The sequence below is a fragment of the Sphaerotilus hippei genome, assembly GCF_003201595.1.
GTDB classification, from domain to species: domain Bacteria; phylum Pseudomonadota; class Gammaproteobacteria; order Burkholderiales; family Burkholderiaceae_C; genus Sphaerotilus; species Sphaerotilus hippei.
Map to the genome: position 1 here is coordinate 419042 of NZ_QJJS01000001.1, position 14973 is coordinate 434014.

At 70.3% G+C, this 14973-nt stretch carries 11 protein-coding genes and 2 pseudogenes; 5 read left to right on the forward strand and 8 right to left on the reverse strand.

Annotation, left to right across the window (positions count from 1 at the left end; genetic code table 11):
- Window positions 1-300: 300 nt before the first annotated feature.
- Window positions 301-1605, reverse strand: coding sequence for a THUMP domain-containing class I SAM-dependent RNA methyltransferase (locus tag C7444_RS01955; RefSeq protein ID WP_170130593.1), 1305 nt, complete (start codon window positions 1603-1605; stop codon window positions 301-303).
- Window positions 1606-1837: 232 nt separating this feature from the next.
- Here C7444_RS01955 and C7444_RS01960 point away from each other — a divergent pair, with 232 nt between their 5' ends.
- The 3 genes from C7444_RS01960 (at window position 1838) to ftsH (ending at window position 8040) form a co-directional block, all read left to right on the forward strand.
- A complete protein-coding gene (locus C7444_RS01960) occupies window positions 1838-3610 on the forward strand; it encodes a sensor histidine kinase (RefSeq protein ID WP_110399118.1) in 1773 nt (590 codons plus the stop codon).
- Window positions 3607-6036 (forward strand): two-component system response regulator, encoded by a 2430-nt coding sequence (locus tag C7444_RS01965; protein ID WP_110399119.1) that lies wholly within the window; start codon window positions 3607-3609, stop codon window positions 6034-6036. Before C7444_RS01960 ends, C7444_RS01965 begins: the two co-directional genes overlap by 4 nt.
- Window positions 6037-6144: 108 nt before the next feature.
- A complete protein-coding gene (ftsH, locus tag C7444_RS01970) occupies window positions 6145-8040 on the forward strand; it encodes an ATP-dependent zinc metalloprotease FtsH (RefSeq protein WP_110399120.1) in 1896 nt (631 codons plus the stop codon).
- On the opposite strand, the gene mnmH is transcribed toward ftsH, so the two are convergent.
- The 5 genes from mnmH to C7444_RS01995 form a co-directional block, all read right to left on the reverse strand.
- Entirely contained in the window at window positions 7984-9108 is a 1125-nt protein-coding gene (mnmH, locus tag C7444_RS01975; RefSeq protein ID WP_110399121.1) for a tRNA 2-selenouridine(34) synthase MnmH, read from the reverse strand. The two genes, ftsH and mnmH, sit on opposite strands and share 57 nt — an antisense overlap.
- Window positions 9109-9168: 60 nt before the next feature.
- The gene (locus tag C7444_RS01980; protein ID WP_110399122.1) at window positions 9169-9735 is read right to left on the reverse strand and encodes a DUF3455 domain-containing protein; all 567 of its coding nucleotides are present in this window, start codon (window positions 9733-9735) and stop codon (window positions 9169-9171) included.
- Between the two features lie 137 nt (window positions 9736-9872).
- Window positions 9873-10169 (reverse strand): hypothetical protein, encoded by a 297-nt coding sequence (locus tag C7444_RS01985; protein WP_110399123.1) that lies wholly within the window; start codon window positions 10167-10169, stop codon window positions 9873-9875.
- Between the two features lie 14 nt (window positions 10170-10183).
- Window positions 10184-11389, reverse strand: a complete 1206-nt coding sequence (locus C7444_RS01990; RefSeq protein ID WP_110399124.1) for a multidrug effflux MFS transporter — start codon at window positions 11387-11389, stop codon at window positions 10184-10186.
- The gene (locus tag C7444_RS01995) at window positions 11386-11682 is read right to left on the reverse strand and encodes a hypothetical protein (protein WP_110399125.1); all 297 of its coding nucleotides are present in this window, start codon (window positions 11680-11682) and stop codon (window positions 11386-11388) included. The genes C7444_RS01990 and C7444_RS01995 overlap by 4 nt, the downstream gene beginning before the upstream one ends.
- 173 nt (window positions 11683-11855) lie before the next feature.
- Between C7444_RS01995 and C7444_RS02000 the strand changes: the two genes are divergently transcribed.
- Window positions 11856-13013 (forward strand): AAA family ATPase, encoded by a 1158-nt coding sequence (locus tag C7444_RS02000; RefSeq protein WP_110399126.1) that lies wholly within the window; start codon window positions 11856-11858, stop codon window positions 13011-13013.
- A complete protein-coding gene (locus C7444_RS19940) occupies window positions 13010-13609 on the forward strand; it encodes a hypothetical protein (RefSeq protein WP_146219324.1) in 600 nt (199 codons plus the stop codon). The genes C7444_RS02000 and C7444_RS19940 overlap by 4 nt, the downstream gene beginning before the upstream one ends.
- 155 nt (window positions 13610-13764) lie before the next feature.
- Here the strand turns inward: C7444_RS19940 and C7444_RS02005 are convergent.
- Window positions 13765-14715: pseudogene (locus tag C7444_RS02005) on the reverse strand (malate synthase G); the annotation flags it as partial.
- A 106-nt stretch (window positions 14716-14821) separates the two neighbouring features.
- Window positions 14822-14973 (reverse strand): annotated as a pseudogene (locus C7444_RS02010) (IS5/IS1182 family transposase); the annotation flags it as partial.

Below are 14973 nucleotides of genomic sequence, written 5' to 3' on the forward strand. Positions count from 1 at the left end.
ATCGATCGGCATGAGCCGATCAGAGTTTTGAGGAGATTTTTTCTTCACTCCCACACCCGATGTGCCCAGAAACTCTCCTCGTCGCGGATCCGCCGATACCGCTCGTCCGGGCTCAGGCCGGTGAGGCGGCGGGTTTCGCGGCCCAGTTGGGCGAGTCGGTCTGTTGCTGGGCGTGGCCCTGGGCAGCGAAGCAGGCCTGTTCGGCCCGGCCCAGGCCGGACCAGCGCTTGATGCGGCGCTCCACCTGGCGCAGGCCGGCGGCGCCGGAGCGCAGGGCCCGGCACCGCCGATCCGCCGCGCTCAGGCGTCTGAGGCGGCGTCCGGCTTGCCGCGGTTGGAGCCGGCGACCAGGTCGAAGCGGAACAGCCGGCATTCGATCGGGCCGTTCCACATCGGCACGCGGCGGCTCTCCTTCAGGCGCATGGCCTGCGGCAGCTTGGCGTCGGGGCTGAGCACCCAGGCGGTCCAGCCGGGGTAGGCGCGTTTCCAGTGGGCGGACAGCGCGGCGAAGAAGGCGGTGGGGCTGCCGCCGTCCTCGAAGCCCTGGCGGGCGCCGGCGTCGGCCCGGGCGCCGCGGTGGGCGGGCTCGAAGCCGTGGTCGTCGCGGCCGCGGCCGGTCGAGCCGGTGCCCTTGGCGTCGATGCGCTCGCCGTAGGGCGGGTTGAGCATCAGCACGCCGTGTTCGGCGGGGGCGCTGCGCTGCAGCGCGTCGGCGGTCTTGAACTCGATGGCGTGGGTGACCCCGGCCCGCTCGGCGTTGCGGGTGGCGAAGTCGGTCATGCGGAAGGACACGTCGCCGGCATGCACCGCCACGCGGGGTGCGTGCACCCGTTCGCGGGCGGCGGCCTTCATCTCCTGCCAGGCCTGGGCCTCGGCGCGGAACGGCGCGAGCTTCTCGAACGCGAAGCTGCGGTGCAGGCCCGCGGCCATGCCGCAGGCGATCTGCGCGGCCTCGATGGCGATGGTGCCGGCGCCGCAGCAGGGGTCGAGCAGCGGGCCGTCCTGCTCGCGGCCATGCCAGCCGGAGGCGGCCAGCATCGCGGCGGCCAGCGTCTCCTTCAGCGGCGCCTCGCCCTGGGCCTCGCGCCAGCCGCGCTTGAACAGCGCCTCGCCGCTCAGGTCGACGTAGAGCGTGGCGTGGTCCTCGTGCAGGTGCAGCACCAGCGACAGGTGGGGGTGGCGCGGATCGACGTCCGGGCGCTCGCCGGTCGCGTCGCGCAGCACGTCGCACAGCGCGTCCTTGATGCGCAGGCTGGCGAAATGCAGGCTCTGCAGCGGCGAGCGCACCGCGGTGGTGTCCACCCGCAGCGTCTGGCGGGCGTTGATCCACTCCTGCCAGCGCACGGTGCGCGCGATGTCGTAGAGGTCGTCCTCGTCGCGGTAGCGCCCGGCGGCGATCTGCCACAGCACCCGGGCGGCCAGGCGGCTCTCGAGGTGCAGGCGCATCGCGGTGGCCGGGCCGCCCACCAGGCGCACCCCGCCACGGCCGAGCTGGACCGATTCGGCCGCCCGCGGCGCGGCCTCGGCCAGCAGGGCGCGCACCTCGTCGGCGAGCAGGGGTTCGACGCCGGCGGCGCAGGGCAGGAAGATCGGGGAGGGGTTCAAGGCGGGGACCAGCGTCGTTGATCGGGAGGCATGCCGGCTGCGGGATCGAAGCCGGCCTCACCCCGCTATTGTCGCCGCCCCGGATCCGTGGGGGTGATGGGCGATGCCCGGGGTGCGCAGGGCCTTGGTCGTACCGTGACCGGATGGTGAATGCGTACACACCTGGGGTGTCTGTGCGTCCCGCTTTGGAACAGAATGCCCCTCTGATCGACGGTCCTGCCAGGGGAATCGGATGTTGTTGACCAACGTGCTGGACGCGCTGCCCATTCCCGTGGCGATGCTGGACCGTGAGGGGCGCATCCTGCGTGTCAACCAGCGCCTGCTGGACGTCAGCCGCTGGGGGGCCGACGAGCTGGTCGGCCAGCGGGTGCTGGACGTCTCGCGCGACTTCGGCGGTCCGATCCACCAGCATGTGCAGACCGTCTGCCGCAGTGGCGAGGCCCTGCGCGGCCAGGTCCTGAGCGGGGCCATCACCCGCGACCCGGGCCTGCGGCGCACCTGGCACGTCGATTTCAGCCCGCTGCACGACGACCATGGCGAACTGGCGGCCGTGCTGATGGTGATGCAGGAGGTGACCGAGCAGCTGGCCCGCGAGCAGGCCCTGACCGACAACCTGGCGCACCTGCGCCGGGTGCTCGACAGCCTGTTCGCCTTCGTGGGCGTGCTGCAGCCCGACGGCACGCTGATCGAGGCCAACCGGGCGCCGCTGCAGGCGGCCGGGCTGACCTGGGACGACGTCGTCGGTCGCAAGTTCTGGGACTGCCACTGGTGGTCGCACGACGCCGGGGTCAGCGAGCGCTGCCGCGACAGCGTCCGGCGCGCGGCGGCCGGCGAGACCGTGCGCTTCGACGTCCCGGTGCGCATGGCCGGCGGCGAGCTGATGGAGATCGACTACATGATCGCGCCGATGTGCGACGAGCAGGGGCGCATCACGCACCTGATTCCCTCCGGTGCCGACATCACCGCGCGGCTGCGCACCGAGCAGGGCCTGCTGCGCAGCGAGCGGCGCTTCCGCGAGCTGTTCGAGTCGGTGCCCGAGGGGCTGGCGGTCGTCGACGAGCAGGGCATCATCGTGCAAGTCAACGCCCACATGGAGCGGCTGTGCGGCAGCTCGCGCCAGGAGCTGGAGGGCAGCCCGGTGCACCGCCTGATCCCGGCGCGTTTCGCCGCGGCGCATTCCGCCCACATGGCGGGTTACTGGACCCGGCCGACGCCGCGCCAGATGGGCGAGCGCATCCTGTGGCTGCAGCGCCGCGACGGCAGCGAGCTGCCGGTCGAGGCGGGGCTGACGCCGGTGCCGTCGGCCTCCGGCCGCCAGGTGCTGGTGACGCTGACCGACTGCTCGCAGCGCGAGGCGGCCAAGGCGCAGATCGAGGGCGCGCTCAAGGAGAAGACCGTGCTGCTCAACGAGGTGCACCACCGTGTCAAGAACAACCTGCAGGTGGTCTCCAGCCTGCTGAGCCTGCAGCTGCGCACCGTGCCGGCCGAGGTCCGCCAGCCGCTGTCGGCGGCACAGGGCCGGGTCCGCGCGATGGCGCTGATCCACCAGCTGCTCTACGAGGGCAAGGACTACGCGCAGATCGACCTCACGCTCTACGTGCAGAAGCTGCTGCGGCTGCTGCGCGAGAGCCATGTGCCGGCCGGGGCGCCCATCGAGCTGGTGGCCACGATGGATCCCGTGCCCATCTGGCTGGACCTGCCGCGGGCCGTGCCGTGCGGCCTGCTGATCAACGAGCTGGTGACCAATGCGCTGAAACATGCGTTTCCGGAGACCCGTCGTGGCCAGGTCGGCGTGGTGCTGGCGTCCACCGGCGCCCGCGCCCGCCTGGTCGTGCGCGACGACGGCGTGGGCCTGCCGCCCGAGGTGCGGTTCGAGGATCACCACAGCAGCCTCGGGCTGCAGCTGGTGCCGCTGCTGGCCGAACAGCTGGGCGCCAGCGTGACGCTCCATCGTGAGGCGGGCTGCAGTTTCGAGTTCGAGTTTGCGGTGCAGGAGGCGACATGAATTTCCTCGACATCCTGATCGTGGAAGACGAGCGGGTGGTGGCGCTGGACCTGAAGTTCAGCTTGGTCGGACTGGGCCACCGGGTCGTCGGCCTGGCGGCCCGGGGCGAGGACGCCATCCGGCTGGCCCACCAGCACCGGCCCGACCTGGTGCTGATGGACATCCACCTCGACGGGGCGATGCGGGGCACCGAGGCGGCCCGGCTGATCCGCGAGCAGCTGGGCATCCCGGTGGTGTTCCTGACCGCGTTCGCCGAGGACGACACCCTGCTCGAGGCGGCCGCGGCGGCGCCCTACGGCTACCTGCTCAAGCCCTTCGAGCTGCGCGAGCTGCAGGCGGCGATGACGATGGCGTTCGCGCGCCGCTCGGCCGAGCGTGGGGTCGAGGTGGCTCAGCGCCGCCTGAGCCTGGCGCTCGAGGCGGCCGAGCTCGGGGTCTGGGAGTGGTCCGATGCGGACCGGGGCTTCCATGTCGACGGCCGCACCGAGTCCATCCTCGGCGGCCTGCCCCGCACCTTCGTCGAGGCGCGCGAGGCTTTCCTCTCGCGCATCGATCCGGCCGACCGGCCCGCGGTCAGCGAGCTGCTGGCGCACGGCAGCGCGATCAGCCGGGTGGTGGCGGCCCGCGCGCCCGACGGCCGGCCGCTGTGGCTGGAGCTGCATGCCCGCCACTTCGGCGGCGATGGCGCGGGCGGCGGTGCCCGGGTGATCGGGGTCATCCAGGACGTGACGCAGCGCCGCGAGATGGAGGACCGCCTGCGCCAGGCGAGCGTGGTCTTCCGCACCAGCGCCGAGGGCATCCTGATCCTCGACGAGGCCCGCCTGATCGTGGCGGCCAACGCGGCGTTCTGCCGCCTGAGCGGCTACACGATGGACGAGGTGCTGGGCAACGATGCCGACGAGCTGCTGCATGCCAGGCGGCAGAGCGACCAGTTCTTCAGCCACCTGTCGGAGAGCAGCGAGCACCACTGGCACGGCGAGGTCGCCTGCCGCCGCAAGGACGGCGAGGTGTTCCCGGTCTGGGAGCATGTCTGCGCGGTGCACGACGACGAGGCCCGCCTGACGCACTACGTGCTGGCCATCACCGACATCAGCGCGATCCGGGCTGCCGAGGCCCAGATGCGCCACATGGCCTACCACGACGCGCTGACCGGCCTGGGCAACCGCCACATGCTCGAGGAGCGCCTGGACATCGAGCTGCAGCGGGCACGGCGCAGCCGCCACCTGCTGGCGCTGCTGTTCATCGACCTCGACGGCTTCAAGGTCATCAACGACACGCTGGGCCACGCCACCGGCGACCGGCTGATCCAGGTGATCGCCGGGCGGCTGTCGGCGGCGATCCGCCGCACCGACGTGGCCGTGCGGCTGGGCGGGGACGAGTTCGTCGTCATTGCACCCGACATCGACCGGCCCGAGGATTGTGCGGTCCTGGCGCGCAAGCTGCTCGTCGAGATCGCCCAGCCGGTGCAGTTGGGCGCTGACATGGTGAGCCTGACGGCCAGCATCGGCATCGCGCTGCACCCCGACCACGCCGACAGCGTGGCCGACCTGATCATGGAGGCGGACTCGGCGATGTACGCCGCCAAGGCCCAGGGGCGCAACGCCTACCGCTTCTTCTCGGCCGAGATGAGCAGCCGCGCCCGCGAGCGCCTGCTGATCGAGCAGGGCCTGCGCCGCGCGCTGCAGACCGACGAGCTGGTGCTGCACTGGCAGCCGGTGGTCGACCTGAACGGCGGGCTCACGGTCGGGCTGGAGGTGCTGGTGCGCTGGCAGCACCCCGAGCTCGGGCTGATCCTGCCGGCCCGCTTCATCCCGATCGCCGAGGAGAGCGGCCTGATCCAGGCGCTCGGGCGCTGGGTGCTGATGACGGCCTGCCGCCAGGCCCGCCTCTGGCGTGACCAGGGCGGACCGCGCCTGCGCATCGCGATCAATGTCTCGGTCTGCCAGTTCGCCGACGAGGGCTTCGAGAGCGGCGTGCGCCAGGCCCTGCAGGACAGCGGGCTCGATCCGGCCAGCCTCGAGCTGGAGATCACCGAGTCCGTGCTGCAGCGGCCCGAGCAGAACCAGCCGGTGCTCGAGCGCCTGCGGGCGCTGGGCGTGAACATCGCGATCGACGACTTCGGCACCGGCTACTCGTCGCTGGCCCTGCTGCGCCAGCTGCCGGTGGACCGCATCAAGATCGACAAGTCCTTCGTCGACGACCTGGCCGACGACCCGCACGCCACCGCGATCACCGGCGCGATCGTGGGGCTGGCGCAGACCCTCGGTTATGCGCTGACGGCCGAGGGCGTGGAGACGGCGGTCCAGCGCGAACGCCTGCGCTCGATGGGCTGCGACGACGCGCAGGGCTGGCTCTACAGCCGGGCGCTGCCGGTCGATCAGGTGCCGGCCTGGCTGGCCGGCCAGGCGGCGGTGCTGGTCGGCTGAGCGCGGGCGCGGTGGGCCCGCTTGCCGTCGATCAATGCGGGTCGCCGTGGCGGTGCCGTGGCGGGCCCGGACCCTTGATCTGTCGCGCCAGCCGCGCATGATGGCGCGATGGCCGACCCTGACAAGACCCCTCGCCCTGCCCCCTCGACCCCGCCCGACGCGCCCTGGTCGGTGTTCGGCGTCCCGCGCCAGCCGCTGTGGGTGTGGATGATCGCGCTGCTGGCGCTGTTCGGGCTGCGTGACCTGTGGGTCACCGGCACGCAGGTGCAGGCCATTCCCTACAGCGAGTTCGTCCGGCAGCTCAAGGACGACCAGCTGCAGTCGCTGCGCATCGGCGGGTCCTACATCGAAGGCGAGCTGAAGACCGCCACGGCCGATGGCCGCACGCGCGTCGTCACGACACGCGTCGATCCGGCGCTGGTGCGCGAGCTCGAGCCGTACGCGGTGCGCTACGAGGGCATCGTCGAGAACACGCTGCTGCGTGACCTGCTGTCCTGGATCGTGCCGGCCGTGGTGCTGTTCGGGCTGTGGACGCTGCTGGGCCGGCGCCTGGCGCAGCAGGGCGGCCTGGGCGGCATGCTGTCGGTGGGCAAGAGCCGCGCGCGGGTGCACGGCGAGACCGAGATCCCGGTGCGCTTCGACGATGTGGCCGGCGTCGACGAGGCCAAGGCCGAGCTGCGCGAGTCGGTCGACTTCCTGAAGAGTCCCCAGGCCTGGGGCCGGCTGGGCGCACGCATGCCCAAGGGCGTGCTGCTGGTCGGCCCGCCCGGCACCGGCAAGACGCTGCTGGCGCGGGCGATGGCCGGCGAGGCCGGCGTGCCCTTCTTCTCCATCACCGGTTCGGAGTTCGTCGAGATGTTCGTCGGCGTCGGTGCGGCGCGGGTGCGCGACCTCTTCGAGCAGGCCCGTGCCGCCGCGCCCTGCATCATCTTCATCGACGAGCTCGATGCGCTGGGGGGCGCGCGTGGCCTCGGCGGGCTGGCCGGCGGCCACGACGAGAAGGAGCAGACGCTCAACCAGCTGCTGGCCGAGATGGACGGTTTCGACGCCAGCCTGGGCGTGGTCATCCTGGGCGCGACCAACCGGCCCGAGGTGCTCGACGCGGCGCTGCTGCGGGCCGGCCGGTTTGATCGCCAGGTGCTGGTCGATCGCCCCGATCGCCTCGGCCGGGCCGCCATCCTGCGTGTGCACCTGCGCCAGGTCCGCGTGGCGCCGGGGGTCGATGCGGGCGAAGTCGCGGCGCTGACCCCCGGTTTTGCCGGGGCCGACCTGGCCAATCTGGTCAACGAGGCGGCGCTGGGCGCGACCCGGCGCGGGGCGGCCGCGGTCGAGGCGGCCGATTTCACCGTGGCGATCGAGCGCATCGTCGCCGGGCTGGAAAAGCGCCAGCGGGTCATGAACGCGCCCGAGCGCCGCCGCGTGGCGGTGCACGAGTGCGGCCACGCGATCGTCGCGATGTCGCTGCCCGACACCGACCCGGTGCACAAGATCTCCATCATCCCGCGTGGCATCGGCGCGCTCGGCTACACGCTGCAGCGCCCGACCGAGGACCGTTACCTGGCCACCCGAGGGGAGCTGGAACACCGCATGGCCGTGCTGATGGGCGGCCGCGCGGCCGAGCAGGTGGTGCTGGGCGAGATCTCCACCGGCGCCAGCGACGACCTGGCCAAGGTGACCGACATCGCGCACGACATGGTCACCCGCCACGGCATGGCCGCCGCCCTCGGCCAGGTGGTGTTCGAGCGCACGCGCACCCCCTTCCTGAGCCACGGCAACGGCGGCCCGCCGGACCGTGCCTTCGGGGACGCGACCGCCGATGCGATCGATGCGGCCGTGCGCGACCTCGTCGACGGGGCCTACGAGCAGGCGCTGGCGCTGCTGCAGCAGCGGCGCGAGCTGCTCGACCGCATGGCGGGCGAACTGCTGGCGCACGAGACGCTCGACGAATCAGCCCTGGCCGGCTTCGTCGAGCAGGCTCGCCGCGCGGGCCTTGGCGGGCCCTGAGACCGGCGCGGGCGGGGGCGCGGGCAGCGCGCCGATCGCCTCGGCCAGCCCGGCGATGCCGGCCGGGTCGAGCTCCGCGGCGACCACCCGCTGCGCCTGGGCCCAGCGGGTCAGGTGCGTCTGCTGCGAGCGCTGGTAGTGCGGGTCGTAGTGCGAGCGCATCAGCTCGTCGAACAGCGGCTCGAGCTCGCCGGTGCGTGCCCAGGCCTGCCAGCGCTCGATGGTCTCGCGGGAGTGCATGTCCTTCAGGTGGCCCACCTTCTGAGCCAGGTGTTCACCGTCGTCGCCCAGGTAGGCGTAGTCGTGCAGCAGGTAGCGCAGCCGCGCCTCGGGCGAGGCCTCGATCTCGATGCAGGGCGCGGCCCGCAGCGGCTCGAGCAGCCGGGTCGGCAGCGCGAGCTGGCCGATCTTGCGGCTCTCGGCCTCGATGTAGACCGGGCGGGTCGGGTCGAGCCGGCGCAGCGCCTCGTGCAGCCGGGTCTCGAAGCGCTTCTGCGAGGGCTGTTGCACGCCGGGCAGCCCGCCCAGCACCGAGCCCTTGTGGCTGGCGCAGCCCTCGAGGTCGAGCACCTGCCGGCCGGTCGCCTCCAGGGCCTGCAGCACGCGGGTCTTGGCGCTGCCGGTCGGGCCGCAGATCACCCGCAGGTCCAGCGTCGGGGCGATGCGGTCGATCTCGGTGATGACCTGGTGGCGGAAGGCCTTGTAGCCACCCTGCAGCTGGCGCGCGTCCCAGCCGACCAGGCGCAGCCAGGTGACCATCGAGCCGCTGCGCATGCCGCCGCGCCAGCAGTAGACCAGCGGTTTCCACGACGCGGGCTGCTCGGCGAAGCACTCGCGCAGGTGGCGCGCCAGGTTCTGCGCCACCATCGCGCCGCCGACGCGGCGGGCCTCGAAGGCGCCCTGCTGCTTGTAGAGCGTGCCGACGATGCGGCGCTCCTCGTCATCGAGCACCGGGCAGTTGATCGCGCCGGGCAGGTGATCGAGCGCGAATTCCGCCGGAGAGCGGGCGTCGATCACCGTCTGGAAACGGCCGAGATCGGCGACGGTGACGGGGCGGGGCGGGGCCATGGGCAGCTCGGGTGCAAAGACATGAGTGTGCCCCAGACCCGACCCGCCGCCGGGCCGACCTCAGGCGGCCGGCTTCCAGAAGATGTAGTCGGCCTGGTAGCTGACGACCTGCTTCTGGCCCAGGCTGGACGAGGTGCAGGGCGCGGCCGGCGCCACGCCCCCGCGGGTGGCGACCCGCTGGATGTGGCTCACGCCGGTCATCGCGCCCGAACCCGTCGCCGGATTGGCCTTGACCAGCTGCAGCGGGATGTTGCCGCTGCCCGCCGGCGCGACGGCCAGCTGGGTGGCCGTGACCTTCGAGCCGTCCATCGACTGCCAGGTCGCCGGCGGGCCGAAATAGCGGCCCACGGTGCGTCCCGAGCGCTCCTTCAGCGCCGCCTCCGGGCCGACGAACACCCACTCGAAGCTGTCGCCCATGCCGGCCTTGACGCGGCATTCGTAGGTGATCTCGCCGACGCCGACGGTTTCCATCGCGACGCGGTGGCCGGCCGGCACCTTGACGGTCTCGGGCAGGCTGTCCTGGCTGAAGGGGGTCATGGCCTGCGGCGGCATCGTGCCCATGGGCAGGTTCGAGCAGGCGGCGAGCACGAGGGCGGTCGAGGCGCAGAGGGCGAGGCGGGGGGTCATGCAGATCTCCGGCAGGTGAGGGAAGGGCGGGCGCCACGTGCCGCAGCGGCGGTGGTGCCCTTGCCTGTCCTTACGCCGCCGGCATCGATCCGGATGCAACCCTGATGATCGTGTGGGCTCTCTCCGCCGCTCCGGCCTCAATACCAGTGCAGCAGCTCGGCCAGCCGGCGCGACACCCACACGCCTTCTTCGGGCGACAGCACCGAGTCGGGCCCGCTCAGGCCGGCCTCGATGCGCATCAGCACCTCGACCTCGGCGACGCCGAGGTCGAAGTGGATGTGCTGGGCCTGGGCGACCAGCTGCTGCGACAGGTCCTCGCAGACCTCGTAGCGATCGCGCACCTCGGCCAGCGGCGTGCGCAGGCGACTGCGGCTGCGGTCGCGGTGCAGGTCGAGGAAGGAGTCGGGGATGAGGATCTGGTTCTCGTCGGACATGCGCGGCTTCGGGTTCAGTGGACGACGGCCGCGGCGGGCCGTGCGGGCGCGAGCGTACGCCAGGTCAGCGCGGCCGCGACCAGCGCGCAGGCGCCGATGCCGGTGACCATCGGCCGTGCGCTGCCGTCCACGAAGGCGGAGATCACCGCCATCACGGCCGCGCCGGTCACCATCTGCAGCGTGCCCAGCAGCGCCGAGGCGGTGCCGGCGATGCGTCCGTGCGGCTCCAGCGCCAGCACCGACGTGGTCGGGATCACCAGCCCCAGGAAGCCGAAGCTGACGAACACCAGCGCGGCCAGCACGTCCAGCCGGTCGACCCCGGCCAGCGTGAACAGCGCCCACAGCAGCACGGCCGTGCCGGCATGGCCGATCACGCCCAGGCGGATCACCCCGGGCAGGCCCAGCCGGGCGCACAGCCGGGCGTTGACCTGCGCCACGCCGATGAAGGCCGCGGCATTGATCGAGAAGAAGAAGCTGTACTGCGTCGGGCTCAGCCCGTAGTGCCCGATCAGCACGAAGGACGAGTTGGCCAGGTAGGAGAAGAAGCTCGACATGCCGAAGGCGCCGATGAGCACCAGGCCGAGGAAATGCCGGTCGCGCAGCAGCTGCCCGTAGGCCGACAGCGCGCCCGCGACGCTGCTGTCCGTCCGCTCGGCGGCCGGCCGGGTCTCTTCCATGAACACCAGCATCATGGCCATGGCGAGCACGGCGGCGGCCGTCACCGCCCAGAAGATCCAGCGCCAGTCGGCCCAGGCGATCACCGCGCTGCCCGCCAGCGGCGCCAGCACCGGCGAGACGCTGAACACCAGCATCAGCAACGACATCAGCCGGGTCGCCTCGGTGCCGGTGTGCAGGTCGCGCACGATCGCGCGCGGCACGACCATGCCGGCGCAGGCGCCCAGCCCGGCCACGAAGCGGAAGGCGATCAGCGACTCGATGTCGGGGGCCAGCGCGCAGCCGATGCTGCCCAGCGCGAACAGCGACAGCCCCAGGTAGAGCGGCCGCTTGCGGCCCCACAGGTCCGACAGCGGCCCGTAGACCAGCTGGCACAGCCCCAGCGACAGGAAGAAGGCCATCAGGCTGAGCTGCACCTGGCGGATGTCGGCGTCCAGGCTGCGCCCGATCTCCGGCAGCGCCGGCAGGTACATGTCGATCGCGAACGGGCCGATGGCCGAGAGCAGCCCGAGGATCAGGGCGTGGCGCAGGAGGGAGCGGGTCATGCCGGCGTGAACCGGGCGACCAGGGCCTCGCCCCATTCCCACGGGCCGGTGAGCGTCAGCGTCACCGTGGTCCAGTCGCCTTCAGCCTGCACCAGCAGGTCGTCGTCCCAGGTGCCGTCCTCGTCGAGCGGGCCGCGGGGGCCGGGGCTGTGCCGCTCGGCCCAGGTGCGCACCGCCTGCACCTCCGCCATCACCGCGGGCAGCTGGGCCGCGCGCACGCTGGCCACGGCGTCCCAGGTGCCGTGGCCCTCGCCATCGTCACCGGCCTCGAAGATCAGGTATTGCAGCTTCATGGCGGCGATTGTCGCCCCTGCCCGGACCTCGGGTCGCCCGGCTCAGGTCGCGGCCTTGAGGCAAAAAGTGCGGTAGCGACTCGGTGCCTGCTCCTTATGACAGAGTTGGTGCGATGGGCGCTAGATGCTTGAGAATCTGCCTAGAACATTGCTTGAATCATGAGGCTGTAAATATGCTGATCACACGCCTGAGGCTGAAGAACTGGCGCAATTTCCGTGAGGTGGATGTGCGGCTGGGGCCACGCGGCTACGTGATCGGGGCGAATGCTTCGGGCAAATCGAACCTGATGGATGTGTTTCGCTTTCTGCGCACGCTGGCGCAGACCGAGGGCGGCGGTCTTCAGAAAGCCATCAAGGAACGTGGGGGCCTGGGCAAGCTGCGAAGCTTGCATGCCCGGCGGGACCCGGAGGTCCGCATTGAGGTGGAGTTGGCCGATTCGGTCGATGCCCAGGTACCGACCTGGCGTTACGCACTGGCGTTCAAATCCGAAGGCAAGGGGCAGCAGCGGGTGTTAATCACCGAGGAGGCGGTTGATCACCAGGGACAGGCGGTGTTGCGCCGCCCGGGGGATGACGACTTGGGCGATACCGACCGCCGGACGCAGACGCACCTTGAACAGATCAACAACAACGCTCGCTTTCGTGCGGTGGTGGACTGTTTTGGCGCGACGACCTATCTTCACTTGGTGCCGCAGCTGCTGAAACACAGTGGCGAAATCGGGGCGCGGGTGCTGGAGAACGATCCTTTTGGCCAGGGCCTGCTGCAGCGCATCGCCAAGACACCGAAGAAGACGCGCGATGCGCGCATGGCCCGTATTGCCAAGGCGTTGGCTCAGGCGGTACCGTTGTTTTCAGAGCTGCGTTTCGAGCAAGAGCCCATATCGGGTCTGTGGCACCTGGAAGCCAACTTTACGCATTGGCGGGTGAACGGAGCGTGGCAGCGAGAGGACCAGTTCTCCGATGGCACGCTGAGACTGATCGCTCTGCTGTGGGCACTGCAGGAAGGGGCCGGTCTGTTGCTGTTGGAAGAGCCTGAACTGTCGCTGAACGACGGCATCGTCGAGCACATTCCGCTGATGGTCGATCGGGTGCTGCGGTTGGCCCGCATGATGTCTCGGCAGGTCCTGATCAGCACGCACAGCGAAGTGCTTCTGTCTCAGGTCACCGACGCTCGGACGGTGTTGCTGATCGAACCAGGTGCGAATGGATCTACGGTGCGCTCTCCGGTGGCAGATGAAGTGCTGGCTGTCGAGAACGGGCTGAATGCAGCGGAAGTTCTGTTGCCCAAGACCCGCGCCACGGGACTTGATCAGCTGGGGTTGTTCACATGACGCGCATCCTTGTCATCGGAGAGGACGCGTTGTGCTGCGCGCTCGGCGAGCGACTGGTGGCCATTTGCCTGCCGGGTTGGCGCTTGGCGGGGCCGACCATAGATACCCGCGGTGTTACCAAGCTGCTGCCCGCACTGCCTCGATACGCTCAGCAGGCAGAACGTGTCCAACCTGTGTTGTGCATTGCTGATACCGATGGTCAGTGCCCTGTGGACTTGCTGGCGCAATGGAGGCCAATTCGAACAGCGCATTGTTTGCTGCTGCGCTTTGCGGTGGCTGAAGCTGAAAGCTGGGTGATAGCAGATCGCGAGGGGGCCGCCCAGGCCCTGGCGATTCCACTGACCCGGTTGCCACATCGCCCCGATGAAGAGCCGGACCCGAAGCGGTTGCTGCTGACACTGGCGGCGAGGTCCAGGAAGCGCGTGATTCGTGAAGAGCTGGTCTCGTCCATAGACCGCAATAAACCCGGATCGGGTTACAACCTGCACCTGGGTGCGTTTGTGCGTTCACATTGGGACGCGCGCCGTGCAGCACTGGTGTCGCCCAGCTTGGCTCGCACTGTGAAACGCATCGAAGCGTTGGCGTCGATGATCTGATCTCCGGAGAAGACCCCGCAAAAAACACAAACGGCACCCCTTAGGGGCGCCGTTACGTCATCGATTGGGCTTTGGTGACGTGTGTACACAGGGGCCGGCTCACAGGCCGACCCGCCTCGGCATGCAGGGCCGAGTCTGCAGGGACTCAGCCCTGTTCAGCCCGCCTTGACCTTGAGGCGCCAGGCGTGCAGCAGCGGCTCGGTGTAGCCGCTGGGCTGCTCCTTGCCCTTGAAGACCAGGTCCAGCGCCGCCTGGTAGGCCGCGCCATCGGGGTGGGCGACCAGGCTCTTGTAGGCCGGATCCCCCGCGTTCTGGCCGTCCACCACCGCGGCCATGCGGGCGAAGGTCTCGCGCACCTGGGCTTCGCTGACCACGCCGTGCTGCAGCCAGTTGGCGATGTGCTGGCTGGAGATGCGCAGCGTGGCGCGGTCCTCCATCAGGCCGACGCCGTTGATGTCGGGCACCTTCGAGCAGCCCACGCCCTGGTCGATCCAGCGCACCACGTAGCCGAGGATGCCTTGGACGTTGTTGTCGAGTTCCTGCTGGCGCTCGGTAGCGCTCCAGATGGCTTCCTTGACGACCGGCACCGTGAGGAGGTCGGTCATGAGCTTCTCGGTGACTTCGGCCTTGGTGGCGTCGCCGCTGGCTTCGATCTGCTGCTGGACGTCGGCCACATTGACCTGGTGGTAGTGCAGCGCGTGCAGGGTGGCGGCGGTGGGGCTGGGCACCCAGGCGGTGTTGGCGCCGGCCTTGGGGTGGCCGACCTTCTGCTCCAGCATGGCGGCCATCAGGTCGGGCATGGCCCACATGCCCTTGCCGATCTGGGCGCGCCCGCGCAGGCCGCATTCCAGGCCGATCAGCACGTTGCGGCGCTCGTAGGCGGCGATCCAGGCGCTGCTCTTGATGTCGCCCTTGCGCATCATCGGGCCGGCCAGCATGGCGGTGTGCATTTCGTCGCCGGTGCGGTCGAGGAAGCCGGTGTTGATGAAGGCCACGCGGCTCTTGGCCGCGGCGATGCAGGCCTTGAGGTTCACGCTGGTGCGGCGCTCCTCGTCCATGATGCCGAGCTTGACGGTGCTGTCGGGCAGGCCGAGCAATCTTCGGACTGACGATGTAGACCCGATCTGAGAGATCATCCCTTCAAACGAGGTGGCACGCCCTGGAAAGCGTCTGTAGACTTTGCCGGTCAAATAATTAGCTATCTAGAGCGTGTTATGAACTTCCCCCCGAAGCCAGCACCGCTGCGGCCTTGGGGAGCATGAGGATGGAGAAGACCACGAAATGCAAACTGGCCAGCACCTGAGGCAAGCGCTCGAAATCGCGGCTGAGCCGACGAAACCGCGACAGCCAGCCGAAACTGCGCT

Bases quoted from the DNA above. Each gene is read 5' to 3' on its own strand.
- mnmH (WP_110399121.1), bottom strand. From the start codon at position 9,108: ATGGCCCCGCCCCGCCCCGTCACCGTCGCCGATCTCGGCCGTTTCCAG.
- C7444_RS01995 (WP_110399125.1), bottom strand. From the start codon at position 11,682: ATGAAGCTGCAATACCTGATCTTCGAGGCCGGTGACGATGGCGAGGGC.
- C7444_RS01980 (WP_110399122.1), bottom strand. From the start codon at position 9,735: ATGACCCCCCGCCTCGCCCTCTGCGCCTCGACCGCCCTCGTGCTCGCC.
- C7444_RS01960 (WP_110399118.1), top strand. From the start codon at position 1,838: ATGTTGTTGACCAACGTGCTGGACGCGCTGCCCATTCCCGTGGCGATG.
- C7444_RS02000 (WP_110399126.1), top strand. From the start codon at position 11,856: ATGCTGATCACACGCCTGAGGCTGAAGAACTGGCGCAATTTCCGTGAG.
- C7444_RS01985 (WP_110399123.1), bottom strand. From the start codon at position 10,169: ATGTCCGACGAGAACCAGATCCTCATCCCCGACTCCTTCCTCGACCTG.
- C7444_RS01990 (WP_110399124.1), bottom strand. From the start codon at position 11,389: ATGACCCGCTCCCTCCTGCGCCACGCCCTGATCCTCGGGCTGCTCTCG.
- ftsH (WP_110399120.1), top strand. From the start codon at position 6,145: ATGGCCGACCCTGACAAGACCCCTCGCCCTGCCCCCTCGACCCCGCCC.
- C7444_RS01965 (WP_110399119.1), top strand. From the start codon at position 3,607: ATGAATTTCCTCGACATCCTGATCGTGGAAGACGAGCGGGTGGTGGCG.
- C7444_RS19940 (WP_146219324.1), top strand. From the start codon at position 13,010: ATGACGCGCATCCTTGTCATCGGAGAGGACGCGTTGTGCTGCGCGCTC.